The sequence below is a fragment of the Pseudomonas sp. WMBT8 genome, assembly GCF_050916005.1.
GTDB lineage: Bacteria > Pseudomonadota > Gammaproteobacteria > Pseudomonadales > Pseudomonadaceae > Aquipseudomonas.
The window spans coordinates 2,271,091-2,284,669 of record NZ_CP188096.1; the positions used below are offsets into that span (position 1 = coordinate 2,271,091).

Sequence of the window (13,579 nt, forward strand, 5' to 3'; positions counted from 1 at the left end):
GTCGGTGTCTCAGGTCAGCCTTTGAGTGCTTCGTTCACCCTGTGCCACTTATTAAATCCAGGATCAACATCTGCCACTTCAAAGATAATCATGGGGGCCTTGGTTGAAGTGACTTTTCCGGTGGCGGGGGCCGAGTCGAGGCTTTCTCCTTGCGCATCCTGAATTTTTTTGGCTTCGACCGAGGAGAGGACTTGCGCTTTAGTGGCGCGTGCCGTGATTGCTTGAGCCATTTTTTTTTCGTAGATACTCTTCACGTTACTTGAGCTGAGGATGTAATACCTGGGGGCTGCTGCAGCGTTTTCTGAGGTTTGCGCAGGACTGATGGTGGCGGCAGGTTCAGGAAGATAGACGAACACCCACACAATATGAGATGCCGCTTGCAGTGCTTGCTTGCCAACAATCCAGGTCTCGATTGAGGCGGACTTGACTTCAACCCGTGCTGCCCTGTTACCGGTGGGCGAAAAAACAACGACATCAGCACTCTTGGCGTTTCCATAGGTAATCGACGCTTGAATATGATGACGGTACAGCTCTGAGGTTACGCCGAATTCGCCGGACATCTGGACGAATTGTTTATTCGACTTGGTTGTCTTTGGTTTATTTGTTTTCTTGGTGGTCATGGAGGCTTGCACCCGAGGAAAACTGGATAGTGGCACAGTGGCATGGTTATTGTCAGAAGCCATTATCAGGGAGGGCGACCGTCAGCAATTGCTCTGCTTAATAGGAAGCATTACTATTCACGCCCCGCCTACCCAGTGCATCCTCGATGACTCCTCAGCCGCCCCGCAGACCAGGCTTTTTCGCGTACTACGAGGAGTTGGTCGGGACCTGGACGCGTCGCTTGCGCAATCGCCAGCAGGCCGAGGACCTGGCCCACGATACATTCGTGCGGGTATTGGAGTCCAAGGCGGCGCTGGTCGAGCAGCCGCGTGCCTATTTGCACCAGACGGCGCGCAATATTGCGGTGGATGCCTATCGCCGTGCCGACCGGCGTGAAGCAATGGAGCTGCAAGGTCTTGACCAGAGTGCGCCGCCAAGTGGCGACCCGGAGCATTTCATGCATGCAGTGCAGTTGGCGGACTCCATCGAGCGGGCCCTGGCCGAATTGCCCCTCAATTGCCGCAAGATTTTCATTTGGCAAAAGGTCGAGGGCCTGACCCAACAGGAAATCGCCGAGCGCCTGGGGTTGTCTAAAAACATGGTGGAAAAGTATATGATCCGCACCCTGCGGCATCTGCGCGAGCGCCTGGACGCGCTGGCCCCATGACCTATGCCCGCTTTGAAACAGGATCTTCCATGATGGATACCCGTGAGTGTGCCTGTGGCAGCGCAGCGGTGCGTGACGAGGCGGCGCTGTGGTTCGTGCGTTTGCAGGATCAGCCCCTGAGCGATGCGGACCAGTGTCTTTTCGACACATGGTGTGGGGAGCATCCCGCCCACCAGTACGAATTCGAGGTGCTGCAAGGGCTGTGGAGCGCCGCCGACCTGCTGCCCAAGCGCCGTTTGCAGGCCCTGGTCGATACGCCTGTGCCGCGCAAGCGGCGTGGAGCAGTGCGCTATGCCATGGCGGCTAGTGTGCTGGCGGTGGCCGTGGGTCTTGGGCTGTTCAGCGGCCTGGATCATCCGGCGGTGTACGACGCGCAGTTCAGCACGGTGTTGGGTGAGCGTCGCCAAGTGGCGTTGCCCGACGGCTCGCTGATGGACCTCAATAGCCGCAGCGTGGTGGCGGTGCACTACGAAAAGGGCCGGCGTGGGATAGAGCTCAAGCAAGGCCAGGCGCTGTTCAGCGTCGAGCACGACACCAGCCGGCCTTTTGTGGTGCGGGCTGGGGCCGGGCAGGTGACGGTTACCGGCACGCGGTTTGATGTACGCCGCGACGATGACCAGACCCGCGTGGTGGTCGAGGCGGGAACGGTCAAGGTGCAAGGGCATGCCGCTCAGCCGGTGGTCACACTGACGGCGGGCCTGGGGACATCCATCGACAACCAGGGCGCGGTCGCGGCGGCCCGCCCGGTCAACGCCCAGGCACTGCTGGCCTGGCAGACCGGCAAGCTGGTGTTCAACGACGCCAGCCTGGCCGAGGTGGCGCGGGAAGTCTCGCGCTACCGCGAAAAACCCTTGCGGGTCAGCACCGCGGCCAGCGAGTTGCGCCTGACCAGCGTGTTCAAATCCAACGACACCGATGCCTTGCTCAAGGCCTTGCCGCACATCCTGCCGGTGGCTCTGCGCACGCTGCCGGACGGCAGCCAGGAAATAATTTCACGTTAGATTCAGGTTTTTTCCGAGTTCTTCGTCTTCTTGTCCAACTGCAACTGGTTTGCATTAACAGCCGCGCTTTCCTGGGATTACGACGTGAAAAAACTCGCTGCGAACAACAATAAAACCTGGCGCTGGGCGCCCCTGGCCCTGGCATTGGCGATCAATGCCGCACTGCCTGCGGCCTATGCCGACGATGCCATCCATATCAAGGCCCAGCCTTTGGGCGCGGCGCTGAGCCAATTGGGCCAGCAAACGTCGCTGCAAGTGTTTTTCAGCCCGCAGATGGTGGCAGGCAAACAAGCCCCGGCCGTCGATGGCAGCCTGTCGCCGGAACAGGCCTTGCGCCAGTTGCTGCAAGGCAGCGGCCTGGAGTACCAGATCGATTCGGGCTCGGTGACATTGCATCCGGCCTCCACGGGCACTGGTGAAGCGGGCTCGCCCCTGGAGCTTGGCGCGACCTCGATCAAGGTCGTGGGCGATTGGCTGGGCGATGCCAATGCCGAAGTGGTGCAGAACCATCCCGGCGCGCGTACGGTGATCCGGCGTGAAGCCATGGTGGAGCAGGGCGCGATGAATGTCGGCGACGTGTTGCGCCGGGTTCCCGGGGTGCAGGTGCAGGAGTCCAACGGCACCGGCGGTAGCGATATTTCCCTCAACGTCGGTGTACGTGGCCTGACGTCGCGCCTGTCGCCACGCTCCACGGTCCTGATCGACGGTATTCCTGCGGCGTTCGCGCCCTATGGCCAGCCCCAGTTGTCGATGGCACCGATTTCCGCCGGCAACCTGGAGAGCATCGACGTGGTACGCGGCGCCGGCTCCGTGCGTTATGGACCGCAGAACGTCGGCGGCGTGATCAACTTCGTGACCCGGGCGATCCCCGAGACCTTTTCCGGTGAGGTCGGCACCACCCTGCAAACCTCTTCCCACGGTGGCTGGAAACATGTCGACAACGCCTTCATCGGTGGCACCGCAGACAATGGCATTGGCATGGCGCTCCTGTATTCCGGGGTCAATGGCAACGGTTATCGCGATAGCAACAATGGGAACGACATCGACGATGTGATCCTCAAGACCCACTGGGCGCCGACCGATCAGGACGATTTCACCCTCAACTTCCATTACTACGACGCCACTGCCGACATGCCCGGCGGCCTGACCCAGAAGCAGTTCGACGCCAACCCTTACCAGTCGGTGCGCGACTGGGACAACTTCAGCGGCCGGCGCAAGGATGTTTCGTTCAAGTACATCCGCCAGATCGACGACCGTACCCAGGCGCAAGTGCTGACTTACTATTCCGACAGCTTCCGTGGCAGCAACATCGCCAACCGTGACCTGGCTACTATCGGTTCCTATCCGCGTACCTACTACACCTTCGGTATCGAGCCACAGGTGTCCCATGTCTTTGACCTGGGGCCCACCAGCCAGGAAGTCAGCGTGGGCTACCGCTACTTGAAAGAAGGCATGCACGAACAGGCCACACGCCTGAACCTGACCAATAACGTCCCTACGCCGGGGCCGCAGAGTGATGGCCATGTGTACCAGGACCGCACCGGTGGCACCGAAGCCAACGCGTTCTATATCGATGACAAGATCGATGTGGGCAAATGGACGATTACCCCCGGTATCCGCTTTGAAAGCATCCGCACCCAATGGCATGACCGCCCGGTGCTGGCACTCAATGGCACTCCCGTCCAGGAGAAGCGCCGCGAGATCAAGAACAACGAACCGCTGCCGGCACTGAGCGTGATGTACCACGTCTCCGACGCCTGGAAACTGTTCGCCAACTACGAAACGTCCTTCGGCAGCCTGCAGTATTTCCAGCTGGGCCAGGGCGGTAATGGCGACCAGACGGCCAATGGCCTGCAACCGGAAAAAGCCAAGACCTACGAGGTCGGCACCCGCTACAACGACAATGTGTGGGGCGGCGAAGTGACGTTGTTCTACATCGACTTCTCTGACGAATTGCAGTACGTCAGCAATGACGTGGGCTGGACCAACCTGGGCGCCACCAAGCATGCGGGTATCGAAGCCTCTGCCCGCTACGACCTGGCCAACCTTGACCCGCGCCTGGATGGCCTGAGCGCAAATGCCGGCTTTACCTACACCAAGGCGACCTCCGAAGGTGATGTGGCCTTCAAGGGTCGTGACCTGCCGTTGTACTCGCGGCAAGTGGCAACCCTGGGCCTGCGTTATGCGGTCAACCGCTGGACCCATAACCTGGATGCGTATGCCCAGTCCGGGCAGCGGGCGCCAGGTACCACCAGCACCTATATCACCCAGCCGACTGCGGACGGCCAGTACGGTGATATCCCCGGGTATGTGTCGGTCAACGTGCGCAGTGGCTATGACTTTGGCGCGCAACTGTCGAACCTGAAGCTGGGCGTGGGGGTGAAAAACGTGTTCGACCAGCAGCACTACACCCGGTCCAGCGATAACAACTCCGGGATCTACCTGGGTGAGCCCCGTACGTTCTTTGTGCAGGCGAGCGTGGGGTTCTGACGCGTGCTTCCTACGATCCTTCTGACGAAAGCGAAGGGTCGTAGGGACGCGTTTCCTACCTTTATTTTGTGATTTTCTGCACTTTGCGGAACCGAACTCCGTAGGCCTGCCACACACCTTCAGCTCATCGTGTGCGGGCACCCATTGTCTGGGTGCCTGGGACCGTGAGGTGAACTGTGTCAACAAGCCGCACTGGAGAACATTATGTCGGTAACTGCATTCAATCAGCCTGTCGTCAAACTACCGAATGACGCCACACCTCAAGGGGCTGAGGCAAAGGCCAGCACCTCGGGCGCTGCGGCGCCGGCCGCCGGGGCAGCCTCCAAGGGGCCCAGTTTCAGCGGGCCGCAGAGTCAGTCGGGGCCGGTGTTCGCAGCACCGCAGCCGATGGCACAGGGCGATGCAGCTCGGGGGGCTGCGCCTGCGTCCTATGGGGGGCCGCCGCCAAGGCCTGTTGCGCAGAAGCCCGATCCTATCTACTCAAAACGCAGCCATGATCAGTTGGCCCAGCAACTGCTGGATAACTTCCAGTCGTTCAAGGATCCGAGCAACCCGTCCTACATCACGCCCCAAGGTCTGAAAGACAAGGCACAGATGCCCCTGACCGGCTACTCGAGCAAGGATCAGGACACCCGGCTGGCCAGGGAGATCCTGAAACGTCCGGACCTGCTCAAGGCGCTAGACCGTGACGGTCGTACGGGGGCGCTGGATGCCCAACTCACCCGACAAAACATTTATGACGTCATACGCTCGGACAACCCGTTGAAGTTCAAGGACGACGCACAGCTGGCCAAGGACATGCTGAATAACTTCAATCAGTTGAAAGGAAATTTCTGGAACAAAGACATCAAGTTCGCCGATCTCGATGCCAAGGCCCAGCGCCCGCTGACGGGTGACCCGTACCGGGACCAACTCACCCAACTGGCCAGGGAGGTCAATAACCGCTCGAACCTGCGCCAACAAATGGACAATACGGCCAGCCCCGATTATGACGGCAGGATCAGCAGACAAGCCTTGAAGAAGTTGTCCCGTTAAGCCGCGGGTATTGCAGCGCAAGCATAGAACCGGGATGGGCCGCGAGTATTACGCCGTGTTTCCCGGTTCGGCCATTAACGATGGCAGGGCTGGCTGAAAGTGCCAGCGTCCGCTCATCGCCTGCCACTTCAATGAACAGGAACTGTTTTCAGCGGTCTGCCACATAGCTTGTAACTGACGGCCTTTATGACGCCGACGGTTTCACTCAAAGAGAGGGTGTTGACATGACTTCTACGTCGTTTGGAACTCAAACTCCTGGCTTGCCACAATCCCTTCTTGCACCACCTTGCGAAACCCGCGCGCAGTGCCAACGTTTCGATGCTCAGCACCAGGGCGTGGCTGGCGAGGGAGGTGCCGAGGTTCAGCGAGCGAAGGGTTTTTCCGCACAGTACACATTCAAGGCCCCGGCGGCGGATGACTTCGCCAAAGGCATGCTTGCTCACCGAGCCACCGCGACGCCAGGCTCTGATGTGTCGACAACGGCGGGTACCACGGTGGGGTTGATCAATGCAATAAAGGCCATGCTGGGTGTTTCGAAATCCGTGGCATTGCCGCCCCAAAAACCTGACTGAAGCCGCGCCCAGGCCCCCTCCGTTGTTTACATGTAGTCATCGAAAATGATCGACCGCCCCGGAACCATTGCCGGTGCTTGGCCACATACTTTGCGCTTTTTGGAAACCACCCTTGTAGTGACGGTGGTGATAGCCGGTCTGAGTATGGATCTAGAAAAGGTGGATATGAAACATGGCAATTGACGGTGGGGTACCTCTCCTGCGGCCTGATGTTACGAGCCGCCATGATGCGATACCGGATGACGCACAACAGAAAGCTCATGCTGCTTCAATCGAGAGCACGCCGCGTGGGTGGCAGGTTGACAATCAGCCTCTGCCCAGCACGATTCGATCTTCGGGTTTCCGGCGCCCCTTGCGGTGGGCCACGCCTGACGAAGTCACTCTGCATCATCAGGAACTCAGAAACACGCCTTCGGCGCGTACCTCCCATATGAACCCCTATACCCAATTGCCGGATAGCCAGTTGGTGAAGGCCTTGGGTGATCATTTTTCCGTGCTGGAAAATTTTCATGAAAACTGAAGGCTTGAAACTGGTGGCGTTGCGACGGATCGCGGGTGAAAAAATGACGGACACACCAGCGCTCAATAACGCCATTCTGCTGGCCAAGGCCCTGCTCCAGCGCCCGCGACTGATCGACGCGATCCTCGACGAGGAGGGCTTGATTACGCGGCAAAGCCTGTCCAAAGCGGTACAGGGAGTGTTTGGCAACAGCGACCCGAATGCCTTCAGTTCGGATCCCTTTCACGCCAAGACCAACGTCGAACTGGTGCAGGCGTTCAGGGCGGCATTTGATGAACTGCGTGACAGGTCCCGGGATCGCACGGGCTTTTTCGAGAGCGTCGGCTACGTGCAGATCGAGCGGCTTGTTTCAATCAGCAAGGACCCGGACGAAACGGACCAGGAAGGCGCCGTTATCCGGGACCCCGTCACGGGGTTAGCGAAAAAAATGTACAGCGAACAACTGGTGTACATGTCAAAAAACCTGGTGGACCGCCCCAGGCTCTTGAACTCGCTGGAACGCATCCATTCTGGCTGGCGACGCCTTTACGGCAGCCATTACCAGAAGGGCTGGTTGAGCAACAAGGACCTTGATGGCTGGCTGGAAAACAACAAGGCCCTGTAGGGTCTTGAGCGCGTTACACCCGCAGGATTTTCCCGCTGATCGCCACCCCCAGCAGGAGCGCGGCGATCAACACAAAGGCCACGCTCAAGCTGCTGCCATGGGCGATAAAGCCGATCAGCGCGGGGCCGGCGAGAATACCGGCATACCCCAAGGTGGTAATGGCGGGCACTGCAATATGCTCCGGCATGACGGTTTGCTTGCCGACTGCGGTGTACAACACCGGGACGATATTGGAACAGCCGGCGCCTACCAGGGCATAGCCCAGCAGTGCGGTTTCCCAGGCTGGGAGCAGGGTAGCCAGGAGCATGCCGGCAGTGGCCAGCAAGCCGCCGATCACGATCACCCGTTTGGCCCCCAGGCGACGCACAATGGCATCGCCGGTCAGGCGTCCGATGGTCATGGTCAGGGCAAATGCCGCATAACCCAGGCCCGCATAGGCTTCGTCGAGGCCGCGTTCGTCACTGAGGAACACCGCGCTCCAGTCGAGCACGGCACCTTCTGCCAGGAACACGATAAAACACAGGCAGCCGATAAACAGCACTACCCCGTGGGGGATGGCGAAGGCGGGGCCGGAGCTTTCGCTGCCGTAGGGCAGCAAGTGCGGGGCCGCCTTGAGCAGGGCGGCCAGGGTAATCACGATGACCACCAGGGTGGCCGACAGCGGTGACAGCCCCAAGCCCAGCAACGCGCTGACCCCCGCCGCCCCGACAATCCCTCCCAGGCTGAACAACCCGTGGAAGCCCGACATCATGGTTTTGCCACTGGCCCGTTCGACGATCACCGCCTGCAGGTTGACGGTGGAGTCCACCGTGCCCAGGCCCGCACCAAACAGAAACAATCCTGCCATCAGCAAGGGTATCGAGCTGACGGTGGCCAGCATCGGCAAGGCCACGCAGAGCAGGAGCGTGCCGGCGCTGAGTACGCGCCGGCAGCCATAGCGTGAAGCCAGCGCGCCGGCCACCGGCATCGCAATGATCGAGCCCACCCCCAGGCACAACAGCAATAGGCCCAGGGTGCCTTCGTTGAGATTTGCGCGGGCCTTGGCATAGGGCACCAGAGGCGCCCAGGCGGCAATGCCGAAGCCGGCAATAAAAAACGCGATACGGGTCGACATTTGTTCCAGGCGCCCGGGAACCACGGGCGCAGGGGTGGGAATGGCAGTCATGAAAGTCCTTGGTTTTTGCGTTCAGCGAACGATGTCCGGCGCGACATCCTTGCACATCAGGCCCTGTGGAGCGAGCCAGGTTCCCTTGGCGATCGCGAACTTTCCTGCAGCAGCAGCGGATACTGCTGGCCTTCGGGTCAGGTGGTTGCCGGCAGATACGCCCTGACTTGCACGACGTCGGCGCCGTCGACGCGCACCACGACCGTGCCACGGGGCGTCGTTTCCTGGCCGATGTAGCTCTCTACCATTACTCGGTCCGCAGCCGTGGCTTGCAGCGATAGCTTATGGGGTTTGCGCAGCAGCTTGCGAGCCTGGGCGTCCACCGGGAATGAGGGGTGGCCGCGGCGCACACTGTCGCAAAACGCTAGCGCCACGGCGCGGGGTGTCGGTGGTGGTGGCGAGGGCAGGTTGGCCCCGGCGAACAGCAGGTTGAGTTGATCGGCGGTGGCGACGGCGCGCGGGAAGCCGGTAAAGGCCGAGGCGACCAGCAGCAGTTCGGTCAACTCCCCAGGCGCCAAGCCTTGGGCCAGGCTGGTCTTGAAGTGCACGCTCAACGGTGGGCCGACCATGCCGGCGGCGACGATCGCGGCAAAAATCGCCGCTTCCTGCAGGCGCGGATCGAGGCCCGGGCGATCATGCAGATAGCCATACACCACGCCGACCGCCAATTCGCCCAGGGCCGGTGCGGTATGGAACAACGCATCCAGGCGTGCGCCGCCATCAGGTACCAGCTCAATGAACGTTTTGCGGCCTTCGCGGTAAAGCGTTTCAACGGGACTTTGCGGGGCAAGGGTCTTCATGGTGCATCCTCCGAGAAAATGAGGACGGCGTTTGCTCGACTGCGCACGGACTTCGGCCTGATGAAAACGTCCATCCAGGGGAACTAGGAGTGTAGGGCGAGTGGCTGTTTTTGCCAGGGTCATGCACACCAATGGTGCAGGTGGTGTGCGGTGTCGGCGATAGCGTGCGAATGGGGCTGACCTACATGAACTCCACCTGCGCAGGCTGGCGCTTGATCAGCACGTTGCCATTACGGATCGAATACAGCGCCAGGCCCTGGCTGCGAATCACTTCATAGTCGCTGTTTGCCGACAGGATCAGCAGGTTGGCCGGCCGCCCGGGTTCCAGGCCGTAGCGGTCGCCCAGGGCCATGGCTTGGGCACTGTTGTCAGTGACGAGGTCCAGGGCTTTTTGCAGGTTGCTGTAGCCGAGCATATGGCAGATATGCAGCCCGGCTTCGAGCACTCGCAGGATATTGCCGTTGCCCAGTGGGTACCACGGATCGACGATGGAGTCCTGGCCGAAGCACACGTTCATGCCGGCTTCCAACAGCTCGTTGACCCGGGTCACGCCCCGGCGTTTCGGGAAGTTGTCGAAGCGGCCCTGCAAGTGAATGCTTTCGGTGGGGCAGGACACAAAGCTGATGCCAGAATGCCCCAGCAGACGAAACAGCTTGGCGCAGTAGGCATTGTCGTAGGAGCCCATGGCCGTGGTGTGGCTGGCCGTGACCCGGCTACCCATGTCGCGGCTGCGCGCTTCTTCGGCCAGCACTTCGAGAAAGCGCGAATGCGGGTCGTCGGTTTCATCGCAATGCACGTCCACCAGGCAGCCCGTACGTTCGGCCAGGTCCATGAGGAATTTGACCGAGCTGACCCCTTGGTCGCGGGTGTACTCAAAATGGGGAATGCCGCCCACCACATCGGCGCCCAGGCGAATGGCTTCTTCCATCAGTTCGCGGCCATTGCGGTAGGACTCGATGCCTTCCTGGGGAAACGCCACGATCTGCAGGTCGATCAGGTGGCCACTCTCCTGGCGCACTTCGAGCATGGCCTTGAGCGCCGTCAGGTCCGGATCGGTGACGTCGACGTGGGTGCGCACATGCTGGATACCATGGGCTGCCAGGGCCTGGATGGTCTGCTTGGCACGGGTCTTGGTGTCGGCCTGGGTGATGGTGGCCTTGCGCTCGCCCCAGCACTCGATCCCTTCGAACAGCGTGCCGCTCATGTTCCAGCGCGGCTCGCCGGCAGTGAGGGTGGCGTCGAGGTGGATATGCGGCTCGACAAACGGTGGCACTACCAGGTTGCCAGCGGCATCCAGGTCGTCCGGCCCCAGGGGCGGCGTGACGGTTTGTGGGGTAATGCTGGCGATCCGGCCATGTTCCAGGTGCAGATCATGCAGGCCTTCACGGTTGCGCAGGCGGGCGTTGATGATATGCATGGGCAAGTTCCTCTTGGGCAAACAGCAATCAGGCAGACAGCCGCCAGATCATCAGCGCGACGCCGATGTCCGACGGTCATTGGAGTGTCGGGGCTCTCAGGCTCATGCCTGGATGTCAGCCAATGGTACGCGCACCCGTAGGGCGGCAGTGAGTGCAATGTAGGTAGCGGCTGCCGCGATAATCCCCACCAGGGGCGCGACCCATGGCGAGCTGAACGCCAGCACCGTACCCACCGCATAGGCAATCAGCCCCGGCCAATTGAAGGCCGGCAAGCGCACGTCTGCCAGCCGTGGATAGTGACCGCGATAGCGATAGAAGAAGTCGGCCATGATCACCCCGCCAATCGGTGGTATCACTGTGCCCAATAAAATCAGGTAGGGCACCAGCATGTCGTACATGCCCAGCAAGGCGAGCAGGGTGCCGATCACGGCGCCGACCAGGGTTACGGTCTTGCGGCGTTTGGTGCGCAGCAGGTTGCAGCCGGCGACGGCGAAATTGTAGATGGTGTTGTCCTGGGTGCTCCAGATATTGAGCAGCAGCATGGCCATCGCCGCCATGGCGAAACCTTGCAGCAGCAATACTTCCACCACATCCGGTTGCTGATAGACGATGGCGCCGTAGGCACCGATCAGCACCATCAGGCCGTTGCCGACAAAAAAGCCGATCAGGCTGGCCAGTACCGCGACCTTGGCCGAGCGGGAAAAGCGCGTCCAGTTGGTGGCCTGGGTAGCACCGCTGACAAAGGTGCCGAACACCAGGGTAATGGCCGTAGACAGATCCAGCTCCGCGCTGGGCACCACCGTGAGCAAACCTTGCAGCCCGCCGACTTTTACGGTGGCCACCCACATCGACAGCAACAGCAGCAGGCCCATGGCCGGGACGGCAATGTAGGAAAGGATTTCCAGCCCCCGGTAGCCCACGTAGGCCGTGGCGCAGAACACCAGGCCGAACAGCACCATCAGTGCCAGTACGCTGCCCTGGCCCAATTCGAAATATTTGCCCAGTACCACGGCCGCCGTGGCGGTACCCCAGGCGTACCAGCCAATCTGGGTGAACCCCAGGATCAGGTCACTTAATTTGCTACCCACTTCGCCAAAGCAGAAACGCCCCATCAGCACCGAGTTCAAGCCGCTCTTGAAGGCGATATAACCCAGGCCTGCGGCGTAGATACCCAATAGCAGGTTACCCAGGGCCACGACACCGAGCATCTGGGTAAAACTGAAGGCCACCCCCAGCTTGCCGCCAGCAAACATGGTTGCGGTAAAAAAAGTGAAGCCCAGCAACACCATGGCCGTGGAGCCAAGGCCCTTGCGTGCATGCATGGGCACTTCGCTGAGAGGGTAATCGTTGCCCGGTTCGTTCTGCGTCATGTGCCGTTCCCCTGTGAGTGACCCAGGGCTTGTTGCAGCGCCCGTGCCAAGTGGGGGCTGTGCAGGTTGCACAGTATTCGGGCGCGGGGAAGGGCAGGAGGCTGGGATTGCTTGTTGGTTAGGCCCAGCCAGGCACAAAAGCGGTGCAGCGGTGATACAAGTTGGATCACCGTGCCAGGGTGTCAGTCAAACAGGGTCTGGCTGATTTCGCCGCGGTGAAAGGCGAAGGCTGCTGCAAGATCACTCTCGATGGTGCGCCCGCGTGATAGCGGTGGCAGGTCGTCGAGTCTGAAGAAACCAACGTCGGTGGTTTCAAAGCCTGATGCCATGGTGGGCTTGCTTGGTGTACTTCAAGGCCTGGTTTTAATCGCTGTTGCCACCGAGCACAGCAGCGAATTACTCACCGCGATAAATACAGCCACTGGTGCAGGTCTCATGGATGCGAATAGCGCTGAGTTCCGGCAACAACGGCTTCAACTCATTCCAGATCCACTTGGCCAGCACTTCGCTGGTAGGGTTTTCCAGGCCGGGTATGTCGTTGAGGTAGTTGTGGTCGAGGCGCTCATAGAGCGGCTTGAAAATCGCCTTGATCTCCGAGAAATCACGGATCCAGCCGGTATGCGGGTCGAGGTCGCCGCTCAGGTGGATGGCCACCTTGAAGGAGTGACCATGCAGGCGCCCGCATTTATGGCCTTCGGGGACGTGAGGCAAGCGGTGGGCGGACTCGAAGGTGAACTCTTTGAAAATTTCCACGGTATGACCTGTAAGGCAGGAGTTTCTAGGGCGGTGTGCGATTGTCAGGGTCGGGTGAGCGCTTGATGGGCCCAGGCGACCGACGTGGCGCGTATTCTAACCTGTTTATCGGGCGACCTGGCGTGGTGTGTAAAGCACGGTTATTCCTGGGACCATAGCGTAGTACTGACCTTGACCCCATCCCCGCAGGCCAATGAGCTCTGCGACCCGCGGCGCTCCAGTTCTGCGTGCGCACGAGCACACTGCACCTGGCCTTGGGCGGCTGCATTATCAATGCTGATATTGCCGGTGGTTTCGGACACCAGGTCGCCGTTTTTCTCCACCCGGATCAATGGCCGTTCGGGCTGGATTTCAAAGCGGCTTTTCGTCGGCTCGGTGTTCAGTGCCAGGTCGGTGGGGGCTGCCGGCAACTGGTCTTCGGTGACGCCATAGCGAGTGAGAAGCGAGAGATTGGGCAAGTCCTGCGCGTTTGCGTGGCCGGCCGCCAGAAGCAGGAACATGCCAAGGCTATACAGTTTTTTGCGATTAGAATGCATGGTTGTATCTTTCCAAAGTTGTTTCTTGATGGGCTGGATTGAAGAACA

General features: G+C 60.4%; 15 protein-coding genes and 1 pseudogene. 8 read left to right on the forward strand and 8 right to left on the reverse strand.

Annotation, left to right across the window (positions count from 1 at the left end; translation table 11 throughout):
* Positions 1–14: 14 nt before the first annotated feature.
* Positions 15–620 (reverse strand): hypothetical protein, encoded by a 606-nt coding sequence (locus ACO77H_RS10555; protein WP_432755420.1) that lies wholly within the window; start codon positions 618–620, stop codon positions 15–17.
* 146 nt (positions 621–766) lie between these two features.
* Between ACO77H_RS10555 and ACO77H_RS10560 the strand changes: the two genes are divergently transcribed.
* The 8 genes from ACO77H_RS10560 (at position 767) to ACO77H_RS10595 (ending at position 7,489) form a co-directional block, all read left to right on the forward strand.
* A complete protein-coding gene (locus ACO77H_RS10560; RefSeq protein ID WP_169957014.1) occupies positions 767–1,267 on the forward strand; it encodes a sigma-70 family RNA polymerase sigma factor in 501 nt (166 codons plus the stop codon).
* A 32-nt stretch (positions 1,268–1,299) separates the two neighbouring features.
* Positions 1,300–2,268, forward strand: coding sequence for a FecR family protein (locus ACO77H_RS10565; RefSeq protein ID WP_170043233.1), 969 nt, complete (start codon positions 1,300–1,302; stop codon positions 2,266–2,268).
* A gap of 84 nt (positions 2,269–2,352) precedes the next feature.
* Complete coding sequence (locus ACO77H_RS10570) at positions 2,353–4,758, forward strand: TonB-dependent siderophore receptor (RefSeq protein WP_432755421.1); 2,406 nt, start codon at positions 2,353–2,355, stop codon at positions 4,756–4,758.
* A gap of 204 nt (positions 4,759–4,962) precedes the next feature.
* Positions 4,963–5,793, forward strand: a complete 831-nt coding sequence (locus tag ACO77H_RS10575; protein WP_262380943.1) for a hypothetical protein — start codon at positions 4,963–4,965, stop codon at positions 5,791–5,793.
* A gap of 224 nt (positions 5,794–6,017) precedes the next feature.
* The gene (locus tag ACO77H_RS10580) at positions 6,018–6,365 is read left to right on the forward strand and encodes a hypothetical protein (RefSeq protein ID WP_169957016.1); all 348 of its coding nucleotides are present in this window, start codon (positions 6,018–6,020) and stop codon (positions 6,363–6,365) included.
* Positions 6,366–6,410: 45 nt separating this feature from the next.
* Positions 6,411–6,548, forward strand: a complete 138-nt coding sequence (locus tag ACO77H_RS10585) for a hypothetical protein (RefSeq protein ID WP_170057895.1) — start codon at positions 6,411–6,413, stop codon at positions 6,546–6,548.
* Positions 6,538–6,885 carry a hypothetical protein gene (locus ACO77H_RS10590; protein WP_169957017.1) on the forward strand — a complete coding sequence of 116 codons (348 nt, stop codon included), beginning with the start codon at positions 6,538–6,540 and terminating at the stop codon, positions 6,883–6,885. The genes ACO77H_RS10585 and ACO77H_RS10590 overlap by 11 nt, the downstream gene beginning before the upstream one ends.
* A gap of 13 nt (positions 6,886–6,898) precedes the next feature.
* A complete protein-coding gene (locus tag ACO77H_RS10595) occupies positions 6,899–7,489 on the forward strand; it encodes a type III secretion effector protein (protein WP_432755748.1) in 591 nt (196 codons plus the stop codon).
* A gap of 13 nt (positions 7,490–7,502) precedes the next feature.
* Here ACO77H_RS10595 and ACO77H_RS10600 read toward each other — a convergent pair whose 3' ends face one another.
* From ACO77H_RS10600 to ACO77H_RS10630, 7 genes and pseudogenes are all read right to left on the reverse strand, one after another.
* Positions 7,503–8,654, reverse strand: coding sequence for an MFS transporter (locus tag ACO77H_RS10600; protein WP_170043192.1), 1,152 nt, complete (start codon positions 8,652–8,654; stop codon positions 7,503–7,505).
* Between the two features lie 137 nt (positions 8,655–8,791).
* Complete coding sequence (locus ACO77H_RS10605; RefSeq protein WP_169957020.1) at positions 8,792–9,454, reverse strand: carboxymuconolactone decarboxylase family protein; 663 nt, start codon at positions 9,452–9,454, stop codon at positions 8,792–8,794.
* 181 nt (positions 9,455–9,635) lie between these two features.
* Positions 9,636–10,871, reverse strand: coding sequence for a cytosine deaminase (gene codA, locus ACO77H_RS10610; protein ID WP_432755422.1), 1,236 nt, complete (start codon positions 10,869–10,871; stop codon positions 9,636–9,638).
* 102 nt (positions 10,872–10,973) lie between these two features.
* Entirely contained in the window at positions 10,974–12,242 is a 1,269-nt protein-coding gene (gene codB / locus ACO77H_RS10615; RefSeq protein ID WP_432755423.1) for a cytosine permease, read from the reverse strand.
* Between the two features lie 182 nt (positions 12,243–12,424).
* A pseudogene (locus ACO77H_RS10620) lies at positions 12,425–12,565 on the reverse strand (DNA mismatch repair protein MutT); the annotation flags it as partial.
* A gap of 73 nt (positions 12,566–12,638) precedes the next feature.
* Positions 12,639–12,995, reverse strand: coding sequence for a 6-carboxytetrahydropterin synthase QueD (gene queD / locus ACO77H_RS10625; RefSeq protein ID WP_003190259.1), 357 nt, complete (start codon positions 12,993–12,995; stop codon positions 12,639–12,641).
* A gap of 140 nt (positions 12,996–13,135) precedes the next feature.
* A complete protein-coding gene (locus tag ACO77H_RS10630) occupies positions 13,136–13,531 on the reverse strand; it encodes a hypothetical protein (RefSeq protein WP_169957023.1) in 396 nt (131 codons plus the stop codon).
* Between the last annotated feature and the right edge of the window lie 48 nt (positions 13,532–13,579).